The sequence below is a fragment of the Bacteroides faecalis genome (assembly GCF_003865075.1).
Lineage (GTDB): Bacteria > Bacteroidota > Bacteroidia > Bacteroidales > Bacteroidaceae > Bacteroides > Bacteroides faecalis.
The window spans coordinates 137461-161816 of record NZ_BHWB01000011.1 but is presented as its reverse complement, the minus strand read 5'-3'; the positions used below and the strand labels follow the sequence as shown (position 1 = coordinate 161816).

The window sequence follows — 24356 nt, the reverse complement described above, 5'->3', positions numbered from 1 at the left end:
ATCAATATATTATCAATAGCCTCGAAAAACACTGTTAGTACTTCCATTTTTACATTCATTTATAAGTTTTCATGTCTATTTTTAAATCTCAAAAACGTTATAACCCTCACATCCAAAAGCTGCACACATTAGAATAAAACGCTCTTTTAACCCCATATTGGTGTATCGGTTTACCGCACTACTATTTTTCGTCGCATGAAGGCCGGCGCAGAATTTATCAATTTGTTTTATTACATCAAATCCACATGAAGTTTTTCGAGCTAATTTGCTGCTTGCTATTTCATAAATTGGCTTATATTCGTTTGTACTCAATGATGTATTAATATTGCAATTTTACGCTCTATCCCATAATATTCCAACAATTCTTATTTGATAATTATACCCTGTCTCCCCCATTTCCATCCGGATAAAACGGCAATAATGCATTTTTTGAAAGTTTCCCTTTGTACTTCATTATGATGTCATAAGCTATCCGAATTATAGGTGTTCTTATTTTCGGTTCGTATAAGCCCATCCCTATGTGTTTTTTGAGGTAATAATGAATATAGGGTATCCTTCTTCAATTCCGATGTTATCAAAGTGAAACACCTAAAAAGTCTAAATCTCCGACAACCACCAAAACAACATTGTACAATAAATATATCCTTACTCCGCTGCAATGAATCCGGACAGTCCTTTACTAAAATGGCATTAAATTCCGCTTTTGTAAGAAATGCCGGCTCATCATATTGCTGCTTCATAATAGCCTCTTTTTCCTTTCCTATTTTTCGGAAGGTGAAACAGGGATAACATCATTTCGTTCTAACTCACCATAAAAGCCTGAATTAATAAAAGCTTCTCGGCTATTGTATTTTGGCTTCTTTCCTTTGAAGGTCTGTTTCTATTGTTCATATCAACATACAGACCGGGATATTTATCAACAAAGTATGTTCAATACGCAGGAACTCACGAAATTTGAGAATCATATCTTTATTAAATACCTCTACCGGTTCTCCATCAATACCATTAATAATTAAAAAACGGTTTAGTTCCCGTATTACTACATCATAATGTTTCTTTCTGCCTAGACCTATAACGCCAGTATCTAACCAACCATTTACATAACGTTGGAACATCTCGCATAATGATTCTTTTTGATCTGCTACATCATATTTTTCAGGATGGAGATGTTCATCTATTAACTTCTCAAGCTTATCACTTGTCAAAGACTTATCTCCACCATACAGAGATAAAATCAGCTTCTTCCTTTCGTTTAGACGCATTGAATAATGTTCTTTCCTCCAGTTTCACCAAGCTTTTGGCCTTATACTGCTCGTTCTTAGCATCCCAAAGTGTAGGAAGCACCATAAATTCGGATTTATGGAATAACTGGACATCTCTTCCGTCAGATAAACGAAATCTAACATTAACCTCTTTATCTTTCCGCCCAGTTCGAATAAATGCTTTTACAGTAGTCATATCTCATCAATTATTGGTTGTGCAAATATACTAATATTGCACAACATATTTGCAAAATTGCACAACAAAATAAAATGTCATGCAACACATATTTTAATAAAATCACTGATTATCAAATATTTTTAGTTATAAAATTATTTATGAGATTTCAAAAATCGAATCGCTTCGAAATCACACAAGGTAACAGGCTGTAAATAAACAATTTACAGCCTGTTTTATTAAAGCAATGATTGTAAATAGTTAAAAAAAAACGATAAACTTACCCGTATACAAGCTAAAATGTTTGTCAAAATGTTTGTCGAAAAAACTATCAATTATGGCAAAGCTTCATTTAACAGTCTTGAATTCAAGACAAAATCAAGAAGGAAAATTCCCGATTTTTATTGCAGTAACAGAAAAGAGAGAAGTACGTTACATTAAAACAGATTATACTATTGATAATCTTTATGAGTTTGATCATGGGATGGTCGTTTGTCGCAAAGATGCTAAAATTATCAATCAAAGGCTGCAATTTGTCCTTTCGCAGTACCAGTTTGTATATAATAATCGAAAAGTCTACCAACTAATAATTGAAAAATAGTCCACTAGTTTAGATTTGCAAAGGATATAATTCTTTTATTTCTCCTGTACATTTTTCCTCATGTTTTGTGTTTCTTTAGATTGTCCAGTCATGTTCACCAGATGTGCTTTATGAGTGAGTCTGTCTACCATTGCTGTAACTAATACTTTATCTTTTACAATTTTTCCCCATCTGTCAAACGATAGATCTGTGGTAATGATTGTCGCTTTTTTCCTTGCTCAGAGTGATAGGTAGTTAAACAATAGTTCGCCTCCTTCCTTATCATAACTAACGTTTGAAAGTAATGAATTTGTTGGTATGATGGCACTTAGAGACGAAGACAAACATATCTCATTATTTTTCATCAAACCAGAATATTACCAAAAAGGAATTGGTAGATCGCTCTTTCAATCTGTGATAAACGATCATTCTTTAGCAGAAATGACAGTTAATTCTTCTACCTATGCTGTTCCTTTCTATCATAATTTAGGACTTGTTGTTACTGGAAAGAGACAGACCCTAAATGGAATATCCAGCGTACCAATGAAACGAGTTTTTGATTATAAAGATTGCTATACTGATTATCTTTATCATTCAAAAGAAATGAAACCTACTGATTTTATGGAATTGGTTTTTATACGCTTTCCAAAAATGGTATTATATCTACTAAAATTACGTGATATGCTTGTAAAGCCTTTGGGGTTTCAAACAGGTGGTAGCTTCACAGATATGATAATCAGCCGGAATGAACATGAAATTACTTTAGGAACAAGGTGTCATTATTGTGCTTACCTTCTCAAGAGGAAAAACAAAAGGTTAGCTTACGACTTATGTAAAGTATAATAATAACTTAGGAAAAGTCTACTTTTTATTATACGCATATTTCATAAGTTCATTGTAAAAGCCCTATTAAAAAAAGCTATAAAGATCTGGGAACAGGGAAATCATTGTTAAAGTATTATGTTGAATTAATAAGAAGAAATTCTTTTGTTTTAGGAAAAGTTCTTAATTTGGCGGGAATGGACAATGTCTCATTGATTCAAATTGCATACTTTTGTTCCCAAAGAATGCACAACATGCTGGATAGTACAAAAATAATACATAAACAAAAGGTCAATCAAATTATTGATTATATCAATGCAAACTTGCATCGTCCTTTACAGTTGGCTATAATAGCAAATGAAGTAAATATATCACAAAGACAGTTACTTCGTATTATGCGTTCAGCTCTAAATGAATCCTTATATGCTTATACATCAAGGCAACGTATTGAGAACGCAATCTTGTATATGCAGACTGAAGAATTGAGTTTGACAGAATTATCTGAAATGGTAGGCTATGATAGTTCACAAGCATTTTCTAAAGCCTTTAAGAAACAGATGGGAATATCTCCTAACGTATATATAAAAAGATTGCGATTACAATTGGAACAAAATATAGAACGAAACAGTAAAGTAAAAAAGCATCTTCAATCGGAAATATATAGTTTTGAAGGATTAAATTTGATTTATATTCGTATTATAGGGAGATATGGAGAAGAGAATTCATGGAGTAAGTTGATGATATATTTAAAAGAAAATCAGATTTTATCAGATAATACACGATTTATAGGATTGAGTTTTGATGATCCTAATGTAACTAATATCGGGCAGTGTCGATTCTATGCTTGTGCATCTGTTAAAAAAAGGATTACTCCAACCAGGGATTTGGGAACCATTCAATTGCAAGCAGGTAAGTATGCAGTTTATACCTTGAAAGGCGATTATTCTGAGTTCTATATAACAATATATCTATCTATGCTGAATATACTATACGTTATGGTATGTCTTTTGAAGAATATATTTATTATTCTGAGGAGAATACTAAAAAACAGGTAACGAAAATTTATATACCAATAAAATAAATACCAAACTTTATTATAAGAAAATTATGAAGACAGAATACATTACTTTGACGAGAGATAATATGGAGGCTGAACATATTTGCTGTGCTTTTTCAGATAAAAAATGTAAAAAAGGTTATGCAATGAAAAAGAAATGGTTGAAAAATGAATTGGATAATGGATATGTTTTCAGGAAACTAAATGAGCGTGCCAAAGTTTTTATTGAATATGTTCCTGCGGAAAAAGCATGGATCCCGGTGGAAGCACCAAACTATTTAATGATAAACTGTTTTTGGGTATCAGGTAAATACAAAGGTTGTGGACATGGAAAAGCTTTGTTGGAGTCTGCTATTGATGATGCAAGAGTACAGGGAAAGGACGGATTAGCTACAGTAGTAGGTATATCAAAATTTCATTTTATGAGTGATACTAAATGGATGCTTAAGCAGGGATTTAAAACGGTTGAGATACTGCCTAATGGATTTAGCCTTTTAGTGTTGAAAATAAATAATAATGCATCTGATCCTTCATTCAGAAGATGTGTGTTAAGTGGTGAATGTCCTGAGAAAACAGGCTTAGTTGTCTACTATACTAATCGTTGTCCATTTACGGAGTATCATGTTTGCAATTCATTGGTCAATATAGCTAAAAATAAACATATACCACTGAAAGTAATTAAACTGGAGACTATGGAGCAAGCGCAGAATGCACCAACTCCGGCCACTATATTTACTCTCTTCTATAATGGCAAATTTATAACTACCGACCTAAGTGTATGTATCGATAAACGATTCGATAAAATTATGGGAGTGTAAGTCTCTCACTCTATTAAGGGGATTTTTATTCTGATTAACAAAGAGAATTATAACTAAAAACGCTGTCTAAGCTAATAATAACTTCAAGACAGCGTTTTATTGTGAATGAATCTTTAACGGTTAAAACTTAAAAAAGTTCTTTGCATTATTATAACTGATATCTTCAATCATCTGGTTCACTCGTTCCATTTCAGATGCAGGGATTTCTCCATTTTCTATGTCTCGTCCCACAAGATTACATAACGTACGACGGAAATATTCATGACGCGGATAAGAAAGGAAAGAGCGAGAATCTGTGAGCATACCTACAAAACGACTTAAAAGACCTAATACAGAAAGAGCATTCATTTGTTTTTCCATACCATCTTTCTGATCAAGGAACCACCATCCAGAACCGAATTGAATTTTGCCAGGAATAGAGCCATCCTGAAAATTACCAAGCATTGTTGCGATCATTTCATTGGCACAAGGATTCAAGTTATATAAAATAGTTTTCGTTAATTTACCGTTAGAATTCAAACGATCGAGGAATTTTGACATTGATTTGGCTGTTGTAAACTCACCGATGGAATCGAATCCAGTATCAGGACCTATCAATTTGAACATTTTGGTATTATTATTCCGTATAGCACCATAATGATATTGTTGTGTCCATCCTTTTTCCCAATCCATTTCTCCAAAGATGATCAGCATTGCTGATTTAAACTTCCGAATTTCTTCTTTTGAGAGCTCTGCACCACCATATACTTTATTAAAGATAGCTTTGATTTCTGTATCAGTGTAATCTTCAGCATAGAACTCTTCAATTCCATGATCAGATAAACGGCAACCTTGTTCTGCAAAGAAGTCATGGCGTTTACGAAGAGCAACAATCATGTCATCAAAATTGGAGATGCTAATATTACTTACAGCTGAAAGCTTCTCTACATACAAACGAAAGTCGGCAGGAACTTCAACAGCCATTGCTTTATCGGGACGCCATGTAGGTAACATTTTGATTTCAAATCCACTCTCGCGTGTTTTAATATGATATTCCAATGAATCTATCGGATCATCAGTAGTACATACTACTTCAACATGATACCGGCGCATCATTCCTCGGGCTGAGTATTCCGCTTGGGTTAATTTCTCATTACATTCATCGTAGATTTCACGCGCGGTCTGGGAGTTTAATATTTTGTTGATTCCAAAAGCTGTTTTTAATTCCAGATGAGTCCAGTGATATAAAGGATTGCGGAATGTATAAGGAACTGTTTCAGCCCACTTCTCAAATTTCTCCCAATCTGTGGTATCTTTACCTGTACAATAGCGTTCGTCTATACCATTGGTACGCATAGCACGCCATTTATAGTGGTCGCCACCTAACCATATTTCAGTAAGTGACTTAAATTGATAATCGTCAGCTACCATTTGAGGACTTAAGTGACAGTGATAGTCAATAATTGGCATTTTAGCCGCGTGTTCGTGATATAGCTTCTGTGCAGTTTCTGTCTGCAACAAAAAGTTTTCGTCCATGAAGTTTTTCATTTTACTGTGTTTTTAGTATATATAATTATTACTTTTCGAGTTTATACTTATATAGTATTGATAATAAAGATGATATGAGTATAAAAATGATTCAACTTTACCAACCGTTATCGAACACAAAAGTAAAATATTTACTTATAGCAACAAAATAATTCATATATTTGCGATGATTATTTATAATATTTAAGTTTTAGACTATGGAGGACTAAAGCTATACCATTAGGATATGGTTTTTATGTTTTCGCAGAGAAGGAGAGTATTAGATGAAAATTATTATCTATCTGATGTATTTGTTAAAAATGAAAAGACAATACCATATTTTTTTAAGCGATCCATGAAGGTCTTTTAAAAGAAGAAAGTACAGTTCTATCGTAATATTTGATATTTATCTAGTTCACTTGGTTGAACAGAGAACTATAATGTATTAATGTATTTTTTTGTCGGATAGTCTATTCCTCTGGTGATATCAAATAACTATAGTTTAAAGTCTAATTGGTTCCTTGTACATGAGTTATTGGGGTCTCGTACGTGAGGCGAAGTTATGAAACTCTCAAAATAGATTAATCTGATTTTTTATTAAACTAAATAATAGTAAGAAATACATAAGATTTCTTGCATAATTTACACTTTATTCTGCAGTATGTAGTATAAAGGTAGTAGCTCCAATAGTAACAATAGCCCCATCCTCAATACGAATCTGGTCCTTATCTCCTAATATTTCATTCATAAGAAAAGTGCCGGTGAGACTGGGAGCGTCCCTTAATGTGTAAATCAACTTTTTTTGTTTATTACGTTTTATATTAATAATACAATGACGACGATCCATACTCATATCACCGCTTTCTATCGGAGTATTAATAACTGTTCCTACACAACGACGACCAATAACATTGTCACCCTCTTGTAAGGGAAGGACCTGTTTATATCCAAATACATTTTCGATAACTGTGATATATCCAAATTCCTCTTTGAGAGCTTCTTCTACTGCTTCCAGATTTTCTTCTTTACGAAGGGCTTTTACTTTGCTTTTTCCAAGCCGGATACTAAATTGTTTACCGCAATGTTCACATTCGAATACGAGTGATTGACCTTCACTGTATTTAGTTTCATCAAAATATAGATAATTTTCGCATTTGGGACAAAGAACTCTTTTCATATTTAAAAAGGGGATTTTTATTTTGCTAGCAACCAGGCACTTTTATAAGTTTCATTCTTTCTTAATTCCAATAATTGCTTAGTTGCTTCTTCGCGATTATTGAATGAGCGGATACTTACACGTACTTTTCCGTCATTATTTAAAACCATAGCTTCGGTAAATCCTTTAGTCTGTAACTGGTTAGCAATTGTCTCTGCATCTTTCTGATTGATTCCTCCTGCAACAATTATATGGAAAGGATTATTGGCCTGAGGATGAGATACTTTTACTACGGGAGCTTTCGGTTTGGCAACCTTTACTTCTTTTACCACAACTGGTTTTGTTACTTGGCTTTTATTAGCTACAACCTTTTTTGATTGGGGAGTAATCGTTTTTTTATACTTCTGTTGAGCAGCTTTTGGTTGTACTTGAACAGGAGTCATTGCTACTGATTGGTTCTCAAATTGCTCAAATAATTCGGTAGGAAGAAGCTGAGCATAATTATTCTTTTGAATATATGTATTCTCTACGGGAGTAGAGAAAGCAAAGAACAATACGATAGCAGCAATCATAGCAGCAGCATTACGTATAAAGGTACGGTTAATGATAATTTCATAAGTCTTCTTCTTTGGGGATAAATTAGCTGGCACTAATACTCTCTCTTTTTGTTGCAGCACAGAAAGCTCTTGCATTTCAAAAGTGTCGAGTCCGTAAAGAGAAGGAGTCGTAATCTTATAATCATAAGGTACGAACTCAAAATTACCATAAATATTATAATGAATTTCGCCAATATTCTCCAGATGTATCTTTCCTTCTTCATGAAGAAGTCCGATCAATTCAGCCACTTCCTTTTCTACTAATCGGGTAGCATCGGAAAAACTGGTATCATGCACTGACATATAGGATTGAACCAATACCCCGTCATTTAATCTCAATTGCGGATTAAAACCGACGATACGGGTAGGAGGTAAGAAAAGATTTTCTTCTTTTATATATGAAGCGGGTGCATAGTGAGCTACGAAACCGCCAAAATTGGGAACGATTACACAATCGTTTTCTAATAAGAGTGATTCTATATGTTGTGCTAATTCAATCATGTGTGCAAAATTAAGAGATAAATTGCATATATCCCAGAAAACTGCGAAAAATTCACTACTTTTGCATCGTTTTATTTATCACTATTAGCAATGAACTATATACAAACAGAAATAGATGGAGTCTGGTTGATAGAACCAAAGGTTTTCTCCGATGAAAGGGGATATTTTATGGAAGCATTCAAGCAAGATGAGTTTGAAGCAAACATTGGTTCGGTGAATTTTATACAGGATAATGAATCAAAATCTTCATTCGGAGTATTAAGAGGACTACATTATCAAAAAGGAGAATATAGCCAATCAAAATTAGTACGTGTTATCAAGGGAAAAGTAGTAGATGTTGCGGTTGATTTACGTCAGTCATCTCCTACATTTGGAAAGTATATCAGCGTATTGCTTAGCGAGGAAAACAGAAGGCAGTTTTTCATACCTCGTGGATTTGCACATGGCTTTGCTGTGTTGAGTGAGGAAGCTATTTTCACGTATAAGGTAGATAATAAATATGCCCCTCAGGCAGAAGCGTCTATTATATATAATGATGAAACATTAGGAATAGATTGGCCGTTGACGGAGTCTCAAATGTTACTGTCTCCCAAAGATAAGCAGGGAATAGCATTTAAAGATGCTGTTTATTTTGAATAAAGTTCTAGCAAATAATAGATATGAAAATAGCAATTGTAGGAACTGGATACGTTGGGTTAGTAACAGGAACGTGTTTCGCTGAAATCGGTGTGAATGTAACTTGTGTGGATACTGACAACAATAAAATAGAATCTTTAAAGAAGGGAATTATTCCTATCTATGAAAATGGATTGGAAGAAATGGTACTTCGAAATATGAAAGCGAAACGTCTGAAGTTTACAACCTCATTGGAAAGTTGTTTGAATGACGTAGAAGTTATATTTAGTGCTGTAGGAACTCCTCCGGATGAAGATGGTAGTGCTGACCTCAGTTATGTGTTGGAAGTGGCACGTACAATTGGACGAAATATGAACCAATATAAATTGGTGGTAACTAAAAGTACGGTTCCGGTAGGAACTGCCCGTAAAGTTCGTGCTGTTATTCAGGAAGAGCTAGATAAGAGAGGCTTGAATATTGCATTTGATGTCGCTTCCAATCCCGAATTCCTGAAAGAGGGAAATGCCATCAGCGACTTTATGAGTCCGGATCGTGTAGTAGTTGGAGTGGAATCAGAACGTGCCGAGAAACTGATGTCTAAGTTATATAAGCCGTTTTTGCTTAATAATTTTAGGGTTATTTTTATGGATATTCCTTCCGCTGAGATGACTAAGTATGCTGCGAATTCAATGCTGGCAACCCGTATTAGTTTTATGAACGATATTGCTAATCTTTGTGAATTGGTTGGAGCTGATGTTAATATGGTTCGGAGCGGTATTGGTTCTGATACCCGTATAGGACGTAAATTCTTGTATCCGGGTATTGGATATGGGGGATCTTGTTTTCCTAAAGATGTAAAAGCTTTAATTAAGACAGCTGAGCAAAATGGATATACAATGCGTGTGCTTAGTGCTGTAGAGGAAGTAAATGAACTACAGAAAGGTGTCTTATTTGATAAATTGATGAAGCAATTTAATGGTAATATAGAAGGCAAAAACATTGCTTTATGGGGATTAGCATTTAAACCGGAGACTGATGATATGCGGGAAGCTCCGTCGTTAGTGCTGATTGATAAGTTATTGAAGGCAGGTTGTCATGTCCGTGTATATGATCCAGCTTCAATGGAGGAATGTAAACGGCGAATTGGAGATATTGTTTATTATGCTTGTGATATGTATGATGCCGTACTTGATGCCGATGCTTTGATGTTGGTGACAGAATGGAAAGAATTCCGTTTACCTTCGTGGGCCGTTATCAAGAAAACAATGGCTCAGCAGATTGTATTAGATGGTCGTAACATTTATGACAAAAAAGAAATGGAAGAACTTGGATTTATTTATTCATGCATTGGAAAATGAAATAAATAAAGTATCTTTCGTACAAAAATTAGACAAATGATAAAGTATGTAGCGATATCGTTTATAGCGATTTTGCTTTCGGCGTGTAGCAGCAGTAGCAAAAAGTCAGAATCTTCTCAACAAAAAGAAGATTTAAATGCCAAAGAATTACTGCAAGGTATCTGGGTAGATGATGAATCAGAAGAACCGCTGATGTATGTAAAAGGAGATACAATTTATTACGCTGATGCGCAAAGTGCTCCAATTACATTTAAAATTATCCAAGATACTCTTTATACGTATGGCAATGATACTACTTGTTATAAAATAGATAAGCAGGCAGAACATATTTTCTGGTTTCATTCTATGGTGGATAATACGATTAGACTACATAAATCAGAAGATGAGAATGATTCTTTGTCTTTCGTCAATCGGGCAACAGTGATTCCTATTTATACAGAAGTTACTAAACGGGATAGTGTCGTGAGCTACGATGGTATTCGTTATCGTGCTTATGTGTATATTAATCCTTCCCAGATGAAAGTGATGAAAACGGCTTATTCAGTGGATGGATTGAGCATGGATAATGTGTATTATGATAATGTAATGCACATTTGTGTCTATGAAGGAAAGAAGAGCCTATTTGCAAGTGATATTACCAAGCAAATGTTTGACAATGTGGTTTCTGCTGATTATTTGAAACAATCAATTTTGTCTGATATGCATTTTATAAAAGTAGACCGGAATGGTTTCCATTATCAGGCTGCTTTATCCATTCCGGAAAGTTTGATTTATAATATGGTGAACTTAACTGTTAGTTTTGATGGTAAGTTAACTATATCTTCTGTTAAGTAAGTTTAAATGTCCTAGTTCTTTTGAGGAGAAGAACGGAAATCTCCTTTTTTACTGCTCGGTCTTTTCCCGCGGAAATTTTTTCTCTTACAGTCGGATGCTCTTCTTTCGAATGAACGTGGTCTATACTCCGGAGCTTCGCCCAGCTCTGTTGGAATGGGAATCTTATAAATATCTTTCTCGAGGAAGTTTTCAATATTTCTGAAATTTGTCTGTTCCTTCTCGCTAACAAAAGTAATTGCCACTCCATCATTATTAGCACGTGCTGTACGTCCAATACGGTGCACATAATCTTCACTATCATGTGGCACATCAAAATTGATGACTAATCGTATGTCATCAATATCAATACCACGCGCAACAATATCAGTTGCGACCAAAATATTGATTCTTCCCGCCTTAAATTCGTACATAACCACTTCCCGTTGAGCTTGTTCCAAATCCGAATGCATTTCTCCTACATTCAATTTCATCATTTTAAGTGCTTTAGTTACTTCTTTTACTTTAATTTTAGAAGAAGCAAAAATGATAACACGTTCCGGAACTTCATCAGAAAATAGACTCCGTATGATTCCTAGTTTTTGATTCTCATAACAGATATATGCTGCCTGAATAATTTTATCGGCCGGGCGTGAAACAGCAAGTTTAACTTCTACCGGATCATGCAATATAGTCTTTGCTAATTGTTGTATCTTAGCAGGCATGGTAGCCGAAAACATAATTGTTTGACGTTCCTTCGGCAGATATTTCACGATTTGCATGATATCATCATAGAAACCCATATCAAGCATACGATCTGCTTCATCTAATATAAAATAAGAAACCTTGGAAAGATCTACATATCCAAGGCTTAAATGTGCAATTAACCGTCCGGGAGTAGCGATAACTACATCAGCACCTAAAGTTAACCCCTTTTTCTGCTGCTCAAATAATACTCCATCATTTCCACCATATACAGGAACACTTGATACAGGCATGAAATAAGAGAAGCCTTCCATTTGTTGGTCTATTTGTTGAGCCAACTCACGGGTAGGAGACATTATAACACAATTAATAGCATCCTCTGGATGACCTCCTTCAGATAATCTATTAAGAACGGGTAGTAAAAATGCTGCAGTTTTACCAGTGCCGGTTTGTGCTACTGCTATCAAATCTTTACCTTCAAGTATTATTGGAATTGCTTGCTCTTGTATAGGCGTGCATTCGTCAAATCGCATTGCGTCAAGCGCTTCAAGCACATTTGCGTTCAGTTGTAGTTCGGAAAACTTCATTATCTAAAATTATTTGCCAGCAAAGATAGAATAAATTTTGCTCTCAATTACATATTTAAATAAGAATCTTTGAATCCCAGAAAATAGAGTACTCCATCCAATCCGATAGTATTGATCGATTGTTTCGCATTCGCTACAACTTTCGGCTTTGCATGGAAAGCAATCCCCAATCCGGCAACTCCTAACATAGGAAGATCATTAGCTCCATCGCCAACAGCTATTGTTTGAGCTATATCTACTTTCTCCACTTGAGCTATTAGGCGAAGAAGTTCTGCTTTTCTTTTGCCATCAACGACGTCTCCTAGATAACGTCCAGTCAGCTTACCGTCTATTATCTCCAATTCATTCGCATATACATAGTCAATGCCGTATTTCTTTTGTAGATACTGCCCGAAATAAGTGAATCCTCCTGAAAGAATAGCTATTTTATACCCATATTTCTTCAAAACATACATCAATCGATTCACTCCTTCGGTGATCGGTAGACTTTCAGCGATTTCTTCCATTACAGACTCATCCAACCCTTTTAAAAGAGCTACACGACGTGTAAAGCTTTCTGTGAAATCTATTTCTCCACGCATGGCACTTTCAGTGATCGCTTTTACTTCTTCACCTACGCCTGCACGTATAGCCAACTCATCAATAACTTCTGTTTCGATCAATGTAGAATCCATATCAAAGCAAATCAAACGGCGCATACGACGATACATATTGTCTTGTTGGAAAGAAAAGTCCATTTCTAACTCACTGGCAAGCTGCATCAATCGCTCTTGCATAGCAATCCGATCTTTGGGAGTTCCTCGTACTGAGAATTCTATGCAGGCGCGGGTAGGGGTATCAGTCTTACCTTCGTCCAAAGGAATACGTCCTGTCAAACGTTTGATTGCATCTATATTTAAACCTTGTTCTGCCAAGACACTAGTTGCAGCAGATATTTGTCGCGCAGATAGCTTACGTCCTAATACTGTCAGTATATATCGGTTTTTACCTTGCATTCCCACCCAATTCTCATACTGTTCTGTAGTGATAGGCTCAAATCGGATGCTTACTCCTAATGATGAAGCTTTGAACAATAATTCCTTCATAATGAATCCAGAATGTCGTTCTTCACTTTTAAAAAGGATTCCCAATGATAAAGTATTATGAATATCTGCTTGACCGATATCAAGGACAGTAGCATCATATTTAGCCAGAATTTCGGTTACAGAAGCTGTCAGCCCGGGACGGTCTTCACCGGTAACCCTAATCAAAATTAATTCAGTATTTGATGGTTGCATAAGAAATAGACTTTATCGTGCAAAAGTAGAGAAAAAAGTTTGTTTTTATGCTAAATAACATAAAAACTTATGCCTATTAAGTAAGAAATCTACTTATTTTCTTGGAAGTTAATTTAATAATTACTTACCTTTGCACCCAGTTTCAAAAATAAAGGCACTGATAATCAGCGGATTCCTCTTCGCCTGATGCCTGGAAAGACGATGTTTCGGGAAGAAACTACTGTTTGAGGACAGTCCCGGATAGTATTAACCAAAACCGACTTACATGAGACATGTAAAATGGATTTTTGTTGTATTACTGATTTGTTCCTTGACCGCTTTCGTTGAGAAAGACAAACCTACCGGAGGTTTGAGTGCGGGTGACGTAGCCCCTGATTTTAAAATCGAATCTACGTCAGAAAAGCAACCTTTATTTAAGCTAGCTGATATGAAAGGTAGATATGTGTTGCTTAGTTTCTGGGCAAGTTATGATGCGCAATCCCGGATGCAAAACGTAAGTTTGAGCAATGTGCTTCGTTCTTCCCATAATGTGGAAATGGTTTCTGTTTCGTTTGATGAGTATAAGTCAATCTTTGAAGAAACTATTCGTAAGGATCAAATAGTTACGCCCACTTGTTTTGTAGAAACAGAAGGCGAGGATTCCGGATTATTTAAGAAGTACCGTTTGAATCGGGGATTCACTAACTATTTATTGGATGGAAATGGTGTGATTATTGCCAAAAACATCTCTGCTGCAGATCTTTCTGCTTATATAAAAAAGATTGGCTAACAACCTTTTGATGTGAGGAGAAAGTAGAATTTTCCAGATCGCCTTTTGGCGAGGTGATGGAGAATGGACAAAAGAGGAAATGAATACAACAAAAAAGTTCCGCCTATTCTTGCTGACAGCAATGAATAGGCGGAACTTCTATTTTAGATTTATACTTTTATTGTTTTATTTTGGAGCTTTCCTGTACAAGAAGAATGCTATACCTGCATAAAGAATATTTGGAATCCATACAGCAATAAAAGGAGGTACATTTCCATTAACAGCAAAAGTTGAAGTTACTGTTTGGAATAAGATATAAGAAAAACTTAGTCCTAGCCCAATACCTAAATGAAGCCCCATACCGCCTTTGGTTTTTCGAGAAGAAAGAGAAACACCAATGATTGTTAGAATGAAAGATGCAAATGACATCGCAATTCGTTTATGATACTCAATCTCAAACTCTTTTATATTGGCAAATCCTCTTCGTTTTTGTTTATCAATGTATTCACTCAATTGAGGGCTGGTAAGCATTTCTTGTTGATTTTTCATGATTAAGAAATCAGAAGGATCCATATTAATGATAGAGTCTATCCGATCTCCCTTAGTGATTGTTTCTTTTAATCCATCAAGCTCTCGAATCATATAATCGTGAATAGTCCATTTATTGACGGTCGTTGTATCGTATGTGATACGTCGTGCTGTTAGATGTGAAACTAATTTTTTATCAACAAATTTATCCAGTGAAAAACGATTACCAGTTTTTAAAGCATCATTATAGCTATTGATATAGGCAATCACTCCATCAGCCACTTCCAACTGCACATTCTGTGCAGTATTCTTTTTTTTAGGCTTAATATATCTATCCTCGAAATTCAAACGTGTTACACTTCCTCTGGGGATAATGTATGAACTTAATGTAAAAGTTATCACTGCAATAATAGCCGCAGAAATCATATATGGACGCATCATTCGCTTGAAACTCATACCAGTGGAGAACATGGCAATAATTTCGGAATTCTCAGCCAATTTAGAAGTAAAGAAAATAACAGCAATGAATACAAATAGTGGACTGAATAAGTTTGAAAAATAGGGGATAAAGTTCATGTAATATTCGACAATGATTTTATTCCATGGAGCCTCATGTTCCATTAACTTATCCATTTTCTCATTAAAGTCAAATACCACTGCAATAGAAATAATTAATGCAATGGCAAATACGTATGTCCCCAAGAATTTCTTGATGATATACCAGTCCAGCCGTTTTAAGAATCGATTGCTTTTCATTTCTTATAATCTTGATGACACCTTTTTTACCATCATTGGTTTCCATGTAGAAAAATCTCCGGCAATGATATGCTTTCGTGCTTCTCCCACCAACCATAGATAGAATGCTAAATTGTGTATAGAAGCAATTTGCATTGCCAATAATTCTTGTGCATGGAAAAGATGACGCAAATAGGCTTTGCTATATAGTGTGTCTACAACGGAGGCCCCGTCAATCTCAATGGGAGAGAAGTCTGTTTCCCACTTCTTGTTTCGCATATTAATGATGCCGTCTTTGGTAAATAACATACCGTTTCTTCCGTTTCGGGTAGGCATAACACAATCAAACATATCCACGCCACGTTCGATTCCTTCAAGTATATTAACAGGGGTACCAACACCCATCAGATAACGAGGTTTGTCTTTAGGAAGAATCTCATTAACAATCTCGATCATTTCATACATCTTATCTACAGGTTCACCAACCGCCAGACCTCCAATAGCATTGCCATCGGCATTCTTAGAGGCTATGAATTCTGCAGATTGTTTACGCAGGTCTGGGTATACACATCCTTGTACAATAGGGAAAAGTGATTGTTTATATCCGTATTTAGGTTCTGTCTCGTTAAAGCGCTGGATGCAACGGTCAAGCCATCTATGAGTTAATCCCAATGATTTCTTAGCATAATCATAATTGGAATCCCCCGGAGGGCATTCATCAAAAGCCATCATGATATCGGCGCCAATCGTACGTTCAATATCCATTACTTTTTCAGGGGTGAAGATGTGTTTACTCCCATCGATATGTGAACGAAACTCTGCACCTTCTTCTCTAAGTTTGCGAATACCAGCTAAAGAAAATACTTGAAATCCACCACTATCGGTTAGCATTGGACGATCAAAACCATTAAAACGGTGCAATCCACCAGCTTTTTCAATAACGTCTAATCCCGGACGCAAATATAAGTGATAGGTATTTCCTAAAATAATTTGTGCCTGGATATCTTCCTTTAATTCTGTCAGATGTACTCCTTTTACTGTGCCTAAAGTACCTACAGGCATGAAGATAGGCGTTTGTATTTGCCCGTGGTCTGTTGTTATCAGACCAGTACGGGCATTACTTTTAGTGTCTGTATATTGTAACTCAAATGTCATTCCTGGCTGGGTTTCTTTACAGATAGATCAATAGCATCAGAAACTTTCTCATCAGTTAATGCGATGGCGAAAACTTCTTTTATATCGTTTACATAATGGAAAGTGAGTCCTTTCAAATAAATATCCTGAATCTCGTCAATGTTCTTTTTATTTTCGGAACTCATGATAATCTCTTTAATTCCGGCACGTTTAGCTGCTAATATTTTTTCTTTGATACCTCCTACAGGAAGCACTTTACCACGGAGGGTAATCTCTCCGGTCATAGCAATGTTGGCTTTCACTTTACGTTGTGTTAAAGCAGAAGCTAATGATGTAGCCATCGTTATACCAGCTGAAGGACCATCTTTGGGGATTGCTCCTTCAGGCACATGAATATGAATATTCCAATTCTCAAAAATATCTTCCTCCAAATTAAGTATAGAAGCATGAGCTTTGATGTATTCAAGTGCCAACATGGCAGATTCTTTCATTACATCTCCAAGGTTACCGGTTAATGTAAGACGTCCACCTTTACCTCGGCTTAAGCTGGTTTCAACAAAAAGAATTTCACCACCAACTGCTGTCCATGCCAATCCAGTGACAACACCTGCGTAATCGTTTCCTTGATATTTATCACGTGTATATTCCGGTGCACCCAAAAAATCATAAAGATCTGACGGCTTAATTTCTTTCTTAGCAAAGTAACCATCCGTTGCATATTGGCGTGCTGATTTACGAAGGATCTTACCTATCTTTTTCTCTAATTCACGTACACCACTTTCACGAGTATAAGATTCAATGATAGCTTCTAACGTTTCTTTAGGGAATTTGATATCTGTCTTATTCAGACCATTTGCTTCCAATTCCTTCGGAAGCAAATGCTTACGAGCAATCTCTATTTTTTCTTCTGTGATATATCCGCTGACTTCTATTAATTCCATACGGTCGAGCAATGGACCAGGGATTGTATTCAAATTGTTAGCTGTAGCAATAAACAATACTTTAGATAAATCATAGTCCACATCCAGAAAATTATCATGGAAAGCCGTATTCTGTTCGGGGTCTAGTACTTCCAATAATGCAGAGGACGGGTCTCCTTGACGATCAGCGCTAACCTTGTCAATTTCATCAAGAATAAATACAGGATTAGATGCACCTGCTTTAATCAGGCTTTTTATAATGCGTCCGGGCATTGCACCAATATATGTTTTTCGGTGACCACGAATTTCTGCTTCATCGTGTACACCCCCTAAGGACATACGTACATATTTTCGTTTTAATGCAGAAGCAATAGATTTACCCAGTGATGTTTTACCAACTCCTGGAGGGCCATACAAACAAATAATCGGTGATTTCATGTCACCTTTGAGTTTCAGTACTGCCAAATGCTCCAAAATGCGTTCTTTTACTTTCTCTAGTCCATAGTGATCCTTGTTCAACGTCTTTTCTGCATTCTTCAGATTCAGATTATCAGTTGTATAAGTTCCCCATGGAAGATTCAGCATTGTTTGCAGATAGTTCAGTTGTACACTAAAATCCGGTGATTGTGGATGAGTGCGTTCCAATTTAGCCAACTCTTTCGTGAAAGTTTCCCTGACCTCATCATTCCAACGCATCCTTTCTGCTTTCTGACGCATTTCTTCAATTTCCTGTTCTTGACCGCCACCGCCTAATTCATCCTGAATCGTTTTGATCTGTTGCTGTAAGAAATATTCTCTTTGCTGTTGATCGATATCTTCACGAGCACGCATCTGGATAGATGCTTTAATTTCTGCTAACTGAACTTCACGATTCAGAATTTCTAAAAGATGGTATGTACGTTCTCTTAGAGAATTGATAGCTAATAAATCCATCTTCTCGTCCTTTTTAAAGGGGAGGTTGGAACAGATGAAATTAACTAAAAACATCGAATTACTGATATTCTTAATGGCAAATGTAGAATCCTGATGCATTATATCCGATGATTTGATGTAACGCATTGTCAGGTCTTTACACGTTTCTACCAAAGCCTGAAACTCTTTATCATCCTTTTTAGGTATTTCTTCATTTAGAAGCTCTATTTCTCCTTTTAAATAAGGATGGATTTCTATGATGTCTTTCAGTTGCATACGTTTCATTCCTTGTAGAATGACAGTGGTCGTTTGATCCGGCATCTCAAGTACACGTACAATTCGCCCTACAGTACCAATAGTATGTAAATCTTCTAATTTAGGATCTTCTATCTGGGCAGATCTCTGACATACAACTGCAATATCTTTATTTTTCTTCTCGGCATCACGAACCAGTTTCAATGAAGTTTTCCGTCCAACAGTTATTGGTAAAAACACTCCAGGAAACAACACCATATTACGAAGGGGGAGGACCGGAAGAATTTCACCTGATTTTACATTCACATCAAACGCATGTTCGTCATTTCCATCATAGTCTGTGATAAGTGAGAAGTTGTTATCACTCACATCTTCCAATAAATATTTATCTTTCATCTTTTCGTTTTAATTTAGTTTATGTCATAACTGATATGCATAAATCGTTTGCAAAGTTAATTGATTCTCTCTAATAATAAAGCGCATGTAGAATAAAAACACAAAAACAATGCCAAAATTTCAAGGGACAAAGGATATATTCCATAATAATTATTTATTTTTGGCAGTTTTCAGTAAAATATGAATAAGAAACAGGTTTAGAATAGAGAGATTATGTCGAATCCTTATTTTCAATTTAAACAGTTTGTTGTATGGCATGACAAATGTGCCATGAAAGTTGGTACTGATGGGGTATTGCTAGGTGCTTGGACCTCTATTCAAGGAGCTTTTCGAATTTTAGATATTGGAACAGGTACGGGGTTGGTTGCATTGATGTTAGCTCAACGCAGTTTATCTGATTGCCATATTGTTGCACTTGAGATTGATGAAGCTGCTACTGAACAAGCAAGAGAAAACGTATCTCGCTCTCCTTGGAAAAATCGAATAGAGGTTTTGCAAACAGATTTTAGGTTTTATCATTCTACTGACAAATTTGATGTGATTGTTTCTAATCCTCCTTATTTTGTAGATTCTCTTACATGCTCAGATCGACAACGAAATACAGCACGACATAATAGTTCATTGACTTATGAAGCATTATTAAAAGGGGTGTCGGAGCTACTTGCAAAAGAAGGAAGGTTTACGATTGTTATTCCTACAGATGTTGTGGATAGAGTGAAATTGATAGCCATTAATTATGGAATGTATGCCTTTAAACAATTGAATGTAGTAACAAAACCTGGAGGGACTCCTAAACGGACATTGATTTGTTTTTCATTCAAGAAACAAGTATGTCTGATTGAAGAGCTGCTGACAGAAGTGTCCAGGCATCAATATAGTGAAGAATATGTCGCTTTGACGAGAGAGTATTATTTGAATATGAAATAAAATAAGACCTTTATAATAGCTTAATGCTAAATATAAAGGTCTTATTTTATCGTCGGGGTAGCGGGATTCGAACCCACGACCCCCTGCTCCCAAAGCAGGTGCGCTAACCGGACTGCGCTACACCCCGAAAAACTTTGAGCTTAATAACCCTCTTTTTGTAGTCGGGGTAGCGGGATTCGAACCCACGACCCCCTGCTCCCAAAGCAGGTGCGCTAACCGGACTGCGCTACACCCCGCTACTTTTATAAGGGTTGCCCTTTTTTTAAGCGGTGCAAAGATAGGGAGTATTTTTTAATTAACAATAGCAGAATGAAAGTTTTTTCTTTATTAATTTTCAAAAACCTGAAACTCACTAGTTTGCAAACTAACTTTTTTTTCTGGCAGAGATAATTAACATCATAGGACGCCGCAGTTCATCTTTCATTTCCGGAATTGAGTTTAACATTGTAATTTCAGGTTGTGGTTCTATCAATTCACAAATTTCAAATCCTGTTTGGAGAAGGCTATTAATATAAGTCGTCAGAGTCTTATGATATTTAATCACTTCTTCACCTAAAAAGGTTGCTTTGCGTTTTCCTTCTGAGAAATAGTGATCGACAGGCCAATGTATACGAGTACCTTCTTGATCATAAAACCAGTCTTGAATACCGTGGGCTGTATAAATTGGGTGCTCAACAGAGAATACAAAAGAACCTCCTGTTGTTAGACAGGTGTTTATTTTTTGACATATATCAATAAAAGATTCCAGATAATGGAAGGTTAATGAACTGATCACAATATTATAAGAGTTCGGTTGAAATTCAAAATCTTCAATAGCTATGCGTTTATATTCAATAGATGAAGACGCATTTTTTTTACGAGCTTCTTCCAGCATTTTCTCAGAAATATCTATTCCCGTCACGAATTTGGCTCCATGTTCTATTGCATAAATACAATGCCAACCAAAACCACAGCCTAAATCTAACACTTTTTTGTTAGTGAAGTCTGGTAATACTTTCTTTAAAACATGCCATTCTCCGGCACCCTTCAATCCTTCTATGGAACGAGACATTTGGGAATATTGATTAAAAAAGCGATTATTGTCGTACTTATTCTCTTTCATAATTTAATCATTGGCTATTGTTAAGTAGACAAATATATGGAAATGTATGAGAATTATGCTAAATAGCAAGAAATATTTTAAGATTCAATGAACCATTTTTCTTTATTTTCTGTTAGCAGAATAGAAAACTTAAAACAGAAATGCCATATGAAAACAAAAAAATTAGAAGAAACGAAAGAAACGCCATTGCTGGAACAAAAAGGATATGAGCGAATCGTAAATGAAATAGCACCAGTACAACAAACGGAAGCTTACCGCAAACCAACTAAAAAGGTGGTAAAAGAAGCCGTGAAAGAACTAAATCCTGATTTGAACAGTTTAGGTAGTAGAGGGTGATAATCATCCTCTGCTATAATAATTGTTAGATTTTAGGAAAGGTCAGGTTGAAACTACTACCTTTTCCAGATTCTGATTTTACAGAAATACTTCCTTTATGCAGAGTATTTATTTGTTTGCATAGGCTTAATCCAATGCCTGATCCTGATGTATTTGTAGTAAAAAAAGGAACAAATATTTTACCCGATATATTCGGTAATATTCATTCCCCGTTATCCGATACAGTTAAAGTAATAGTACTAGTAGAATGAGAACTTATTTTAATCTCAATATTTTTATTTGTTTTCCGACTACATGTTTCATGTGCATTTTTAATAAGCTGATAAGGTGTTGTCCTTTTCCTGTTGAAGTACAGAAGTGTCTGGGTGTAATTGCAGCCCTTTGTAGATTTTCTGGTAATTGTACTGTATTGGCCTAAATGATTAATAGCAGCCAGGTTCATCCACTCTATATAACCCGTTTTATATGTAACCAAAACAACAGTATTTACTTTATTTGATAAATTTCTATAATATTGGTGTTCAACTTCTTCTGCTAACAACTTTTCCCGAAAATATTTTAAAGCTTCTGAAAGTTCTTGAGGCCATTCATTCATTATCTTATTTTTGAATGGAGGGTGAAAAGTTTGCATTAAGTCATTGTAACATGGGCTATTCTTTGGAATAGAAATACTGAAAGGTAAGATGATTGATGAAAATAGCATGACGCTAGTGTGGGAATGATCCTGAATCTGTTCATTAAAGAATATATGATGTTGCTCGTCATTGCATCATGTGTGGCTTTCTCAGTTGGATATATCATCTCATGAAGTATTGGCTCGAAATATATATGAAAAAGACATCTATTGATTGGTGGGTGGTATATAGAAGTTTTTTTAGTGATGGCACTTATTATTTTTTTGACTATTATTTGAAGAGTATGGAAAACTGCGCGACAAACTCCTGCAGAAGTAATTAAAAACGAATAAAACAAGGCCGTTATATTTGAATGAAGTTGTTTCAAGGAGTCCATAATTACTATCTTTTAGAGCCTGTTTGAAAAGTGATTGTTGTTATCATTTTATTCTGTTATCCTGAGCTTGTCGAAGAATCTACTCTTGAATGTAATAGAAAAGAGAGCTTTCAATGCGTTGAATGACAGAATGATAGAACTTACATACTTTTCAAGCAGTCCCTAAAATTACTTATTGATAATTTGAAATAGCTTCGTTATTCGAATGGATACTTAACTTCCCATTCTTCACGTAAGGCATCCATTTGCTTCATTATACGAATTGTTTCGGCATGTGGCATATAAGGCGATTCCACCCAGCCATTTTCTATGGCTTCGATAGCCGCTGATATTTCATATTCAAAACCTGTAATTTGTTTAGGAGCCTGATATTCGGCAATGAGACGATAATTATTGTCTATAACCTTTACTGACTGTGGATTATTAATATTTTCTACGATGATACAACCTTTATCACCTGAAATAATGCCTAAACGGTCGGTCTGGGCGTACATAGAACAAGATAATATTGCCATACGATCAGCGGAGTAAAACTGTGTAATGCTATCTTGTGCATCGACTCCTGATTCTGTTTTTATACAACTTGTCGATGTATTTTTAACTTCAGTACCGAAAATCATTGCCGCAAAGTTCAGTGGATATACGCCCACATCTAAGAGGGCGCCTCCAGCAAGCTCTGGTTTTATCAACCGTTCCTTATCGCGAATAACATAACCAAGATTAGCAGTTAGTAAAAAAGGTTTTCCGATTATTTCACTTTGAACTAATTCCGTTATTTTCTGGGACAAAGGCATATAGCGAGTCCAGATGGCTTCAGCGATAAATACCCGCTTTTCTTGTGCTAGTTTCAATAATTCTTCTGCTTGACGCGCATTAGCGGTAAAAGCTTTTTCACATAATACAGGTTTCCCTTTTAGAATGCACATCCTTGCTTGTTCGTAGTGCATAGCGTGTGGTGTTGCAATGTAGATTAAATCCACAACTGGATCGTTTGCCAATTCTTCATAAGATCCATAAGCATGCGAGAACCCCCATTCTTTGGCAAAATTTTCTGATTTTGCAATGTCACGTGAAGCAATCGCATAACGTTCCACTCCTTCCATATTGGCTAACGTGTGTGCCATTTTTCGGGCAATATGTCCAGCACCGATAATACCTATCCTGTAAGTTTTCATATCTATTACATTTATATTATTTAAAGTTGGAGAATGAAGTAATATTATTCCTTTTTTCAAAAATACAAAAAAGGAATAAACGAACCAATTTTTTCTTTCATTTAAGTGATGACATGCAATTAATGAAATTCCTGCAAGCGTGGAATATTAAAATGATAAATTGACATTTTGATATTCCTGATCTTCATGAGTCGTTTTTTTAATGATAAAGGGACTATGAATTGTTTTTTTTCAATTATAGAGAGGGTTGAGTTTACCATAATTTTATCTATAGAGCTTCTGAATGGAATATATGTTTATCCCTTTCAGATTTTTCTTTCTTTTTGTTGTGGCTCTTACTCTTTATATCCAT

General features: G+C 35.6%; 21 protein-coding genes, 2 tRNA genes and 4 pseudogenes. 10 read left to right on the top strand and 17 right to left on the bottom strand.

Features of this window, described 5'->3' with window-relative positions:
• Positions 1-81 precede the first annotated feature (81 nt).
• The 3 genes from EJF25_RS25840 to EJF25_RS25830 form a co-directional block, all read right to left on the bottom strand.
• Positions 82-312: a hypothetical protein gene (locus EJF25_RS25840; RefSeq protein WP_235016849.1), complete on the bottom strand. Its 231-nt coding sequence runs from the start codon at positions 310-312 to the stop codon at positions 82-84.
• 575 nt (positions 313-887) lie between these two features.
• Positions 888-1262 carry a hypothetical protein gene (locus EJF25_RS25835; protein WP_235016848.1) on the bottom strand — a complete coding sequence of 125 codons (375 nt, stop codon included), beginning with the start codon at positions 1260-1262 and terminating at the stop codon, positions 888-890.
• Positions 1210-1458 (bottom strand): hypothetical protein, encoded by a 249-nt coding sequence (locus EJF25_RS25830; RefSeq protein ID WP_235016847.1) that lies wholly within the window; start codon positions 1456-1458, stop codon positions 1210-1212. The genes EJF25_RS25835 and EJF25_RS25830 overlap by 53 nt, the downstream gene beginning before the upstream one ends.
• A 316-nt stretch (positions 1459-1774) precedes the next feature.
• On the opposite strand from EJF25_RS25830, the gene EJF25_RS17440 reads away from it, so the two are divergent.
• Positions 1775-2038: a hypothetical protein gene (locus EJF25_RS17440; RefSeq protein ID WP_125042126.1), complete on the top strand. Its 264-nt coding sequence runs from the start codon at positions 1775-1777 to the stop codon at positions 2036-2038.
• 35 nt (positions 2039-2073) lie between these two features.
• Here EJF25_RS17440 and EJF25_RS17435 read toward each other — a convergent pair.
• Positions 2074-2310 (bottom strand): annotated as a pseudogene (locus EJF25_RS17435) (ATP-binding protein); the annotation flags it as partial.
• A gap of 13 nt (positions 2311-2323) precedes the next feature.
• Between EJF25_RS17435 and EJF25_RS26825 the strand changes: the two are divergent.
• From EJF25_RS26825 to EJF25_RS17420, 3 genes and pseudogenes are all read left to right on the top strand, one after another.
• A pseudogene (locus EJF25_RS26825) lies at positions 2324-2860 on the top strand (GNAT family N-acetyltransferase); the annotation flags it as partial.
• 233 nt (positions 2861-3093) lie between these two features.
• Positions 3094-3920: pseudogene (locus tag EJF25_RS17425) on the top strand (AraC family transcriptional regulator).
• A gap of 26 nt (positions 3921-3946) precedes the next feature.
• The gene (locus EJF25_RS17420; RefSeq protein WP_125042124.1) at positions 3947-4714 is read left to right on the top strand and encodes a GNAT family N-acetyltransferase; all 768 of its coding nucleotides are present in this window, start codon (positions 3947-3949) and stop codon (positions 4712-4714) included.
• A gap of 120 nt (positions 4715-4834) precedes the next feature.
• On the opposite strand, the gene uxaC is transcribed toward EJF25_RS17420, so the two are convergent.
• The 3 genes from uxaC to EJF25_RS17405 all read right to left on the bottom strand — a co-directional run bounded on the left by uxaC (position 4835) and on the right by EJF25_RS17405 (position 8473).
• Positions 4835-6241: a glucuronate isomerase gene (gene uxaC / locus EJF25_RS17415; protein WP_125042123.1), complete on the bottom strand. Its 1407-nt coding sequence runs from the start codon at positions 6239-6241 to the stop codon at positions 4835-4837.
• A gap of 628 nt (positions 6242-6869) precedes the next feature.
• Positions 6870-7397 carry an FHA domain-containing protein gene (locus EJF25_RS17410; RefSeq protein WP_125042122.1) on the bottom strand — a complete coding sequence of 176 codons (528 nt, stop codon included), beginning with the start codon at positions 7395-7397 and terminating at the stop codon, positions 6870-6872.
• Positions 7398-7414: 17 nt separating this feature from the next.
• Positions 7415-8473, bottom strand: coding sequence for an HU domain-containing protein (locus EJF25_RS17405; RefSeq protein WP_125042121.1), 1059 nt, complete (start codon positions 8471-8473; stop codon positions 7415-7417).
• Positions 8474-8563: 90 nt separating this feature from the next.
• Between EJF25_RS17405 and rfbC the strand changes: the two genes are divergently transcribed.
• Genes rfbC through EJF25_RS17390 form a run of 3 tightly spaced genes read left to right on the top strand, consistent with a single transcriptional unit; the run spans position 8564 to position 11280 of the window.
• Positions 8564-9112, top strand: a complete 549-nt coding sequence (gene rfbC / locus EJF25_RS17400) for a dTDP-4-dehydrorhamnose 3,5-epimerase (RefSeq protein ID WP_125042120.1) — start codon at positions 8564-8566, stop codon at positions 9110-9112.
• Positions 9113-9132: 20 nt separating this feature from the next.
• A complete protein-coding gene (locus EJF25_RS17395) occupies positions 9133-10446 on the top strand; it encodes a UDP-glucose dehydrogenase family protein (protein ID WP_125042119.1) in 1314 nt (437 codons plus the stop codon).
• Between the two features lie 36 nt (positions 10447-10482).
• A complete protein-coding gene (locus EJF25_RS17390; RefSeq protein ID WP_125042118.1) occupies positions 10483-11280 on the top strand; it encodes a DUF4738 domain-containing protein in 798 nt (265 codons plus the stop codon).
• An 11-nt stretch (positions 11281-11291) separates the two neighbouring features.
• On the opposite strand, the gene EJF25_RS17385 is transcribed toward EJF25_RS17390, so the two are convergent.
• Together EJF25_RS17385 and serB are read right to left on the bottom strand one after the other, a co-directional pair.
• Positions 11292-12548, bottom strand: coding sequence for a DEAD/DEAH box helicase (locus EJF25_RS17385; protein WP_125042117.1), 1257 nt, complete (start codon positions 12546-12548; stop codon positions 11292-11294).
• 47 nt (positions 12549-12595) lie between these two features.
• The gene (gene serB, locus EJF25_RS17380; RefSeq protein ID WP_125042116.1) at positions 12596-13825 is read right to left on the bottom strand and encodes a phosphoserine phosphatase SerB; all 1230 of its coding nucleotides are present in this window, start codon (positions 13823-13825) and stop codon (positions 12596-12598) included.
• 265 nt (positions 13826-14090) lie between these two features.
• Between serB and EJF25_RS17370 the strand changes: the two genes are divergently transcribed.
• Complete coding sequence (locus EJF25_RS17370; RefSeq protein ID WP_125042115.1) at positions 14091-14594, top strand: redoxin domain-containing protein; 504 nt, start codon at positions 14091-14093, stop codon at positions 14592-14594.
• A gap of 165 nt (positions 14595-14759) precedes the next feature.
• Here EJF25_RS17370 and EJF25_RS17365 read toward each other — a convergent pair whose 3' ends face one another.
• From EJF25_RS17365 to lon, 3 genes are read right to left on the bottom strand one after another with little or no spacing between them, the layout of a single operon-like run.
• On the bottom strand, positions 14760-15857 hold the full coding sequence (locus tag EJF25_RS17365) for an LptF/LptG family permease (RefSeq protein ID WP_073350081.1): 1098 nt from the start codon (positions 15855-15857) through the stop codon (positions 14760-14762).
• A gap of 3 nt (positions 15858-15860) precedes the next feature.
• On the bottom strand, positions 15861-16991 hold the full coding sequence (gene tgt, locus EJF25_RS17360) for a tRNA guanosine(34) transglycosylase Tgt (RefSeq protein WP_125042114.1): 1131 nt from the start codon (positions 16989-16991) through the stop codon (positions 15861-15863).
• Positions 16988-19453, bottom strand: a complete 2466-nt coding sequence (gene lon, locus EJF25_RS17355) for an endopeptidase La (protein WP_125042113.1) — start codon at positions 19451-19453, stop codon at positions 16988-16990. Before lon ends, tgt begins: the two co-directional genes overlap by 4 nt.
• Positions 19454-19666: 213 nt before the next feature.
• On the opposite strand from lon, the gene EJF25_RS17350 reads away from it, so the two are divergent.
• Positions 19667-20380, top strand: coding sequence for a tRNA1(Val) (adenine(37)-N6)-methyltransferase (locus EJF25_RS17350; RefSeq protein ID WP_125042112.1), 714 nt, complete (start codon positions 19667-19669; stop codon positions 20378-20380).
• 52 nt (positions 20381-20432) lie between these two features.
• On the opposite strand, the gene EJF25_RS17345 is transcribed toward EJF25_RS17350, so the two are convergent.
• The 3 genes from EJF25_RS17345 to EJF25_RS17335 all read right to left on the bottom strand — a co-directional run bounded on the left by EJF25_RS17345 (position 20433) and on the right by EJF25_RS17335 (position 21482).
• Positions 20433-20507 (bottom strand) — tRNA-Pro (locus tag EJF25_RS17345).
• A gap of 34 nt (positions 20508-20541) precedes the next feature.
• Positions 20542-20616: transfer RNA gene (locus EJF25_RS17340), tRNA-Pro, on the bottom strand.
• A 128-nt stretch (positions 20617-20744) separates the two neighbouring features.
• Entirely contained in the window at positions 20745-21482 is a 738-nt protein-coding gene (locus tag EJF25_RS17335; protein ID WP_125042111.1) for a class I SAM-dependent methyltransferase, read from the bottom strand.
• Between the two features lie 147 nt (positions 21483-21629).
• Here EJF25_RS17335 and EJF25_RS17330 point away from each other — a divergent pair, with 147 nt between their 5' ends.
• Positions 21630-21818 carry a hypothetical protein gene (locus EJF25_RS17330; RefSeq protein WP_125042110.1) on the top strand — a complete coding sequence of 63 codons (189 nt, stop codon included), beginning with the start codon at positions 21630-21632 and terminating at the stop codon, positions 21816-21818.
• Positions 21819-21843: 25 nt separating this feature from the next.
• Here the strand turns inward: EJF25_RS17330 and EJF25_RS26770 are convergent.
• Positions 21844-22461 (bottom strand): annotated as a pseudogene (locus EJF25_RS26770) (ATP-binding protein); the annotation flags it as partial.
• A gap of 565 nt (positions 22462-23026) precedes the next feature.
• A complete protein-coding gene (locus tag EJF25_RS17320) occupies positions 23027-24004 on the bottom strand; it encodes a Gfo/Idh/MocA family protein (RefSeq protein ID WP_125042109.1) in 978 nt (325 codons plus the stop codon).
• Positions 24005-24356 lie beyond the last annotated feature (352 nt).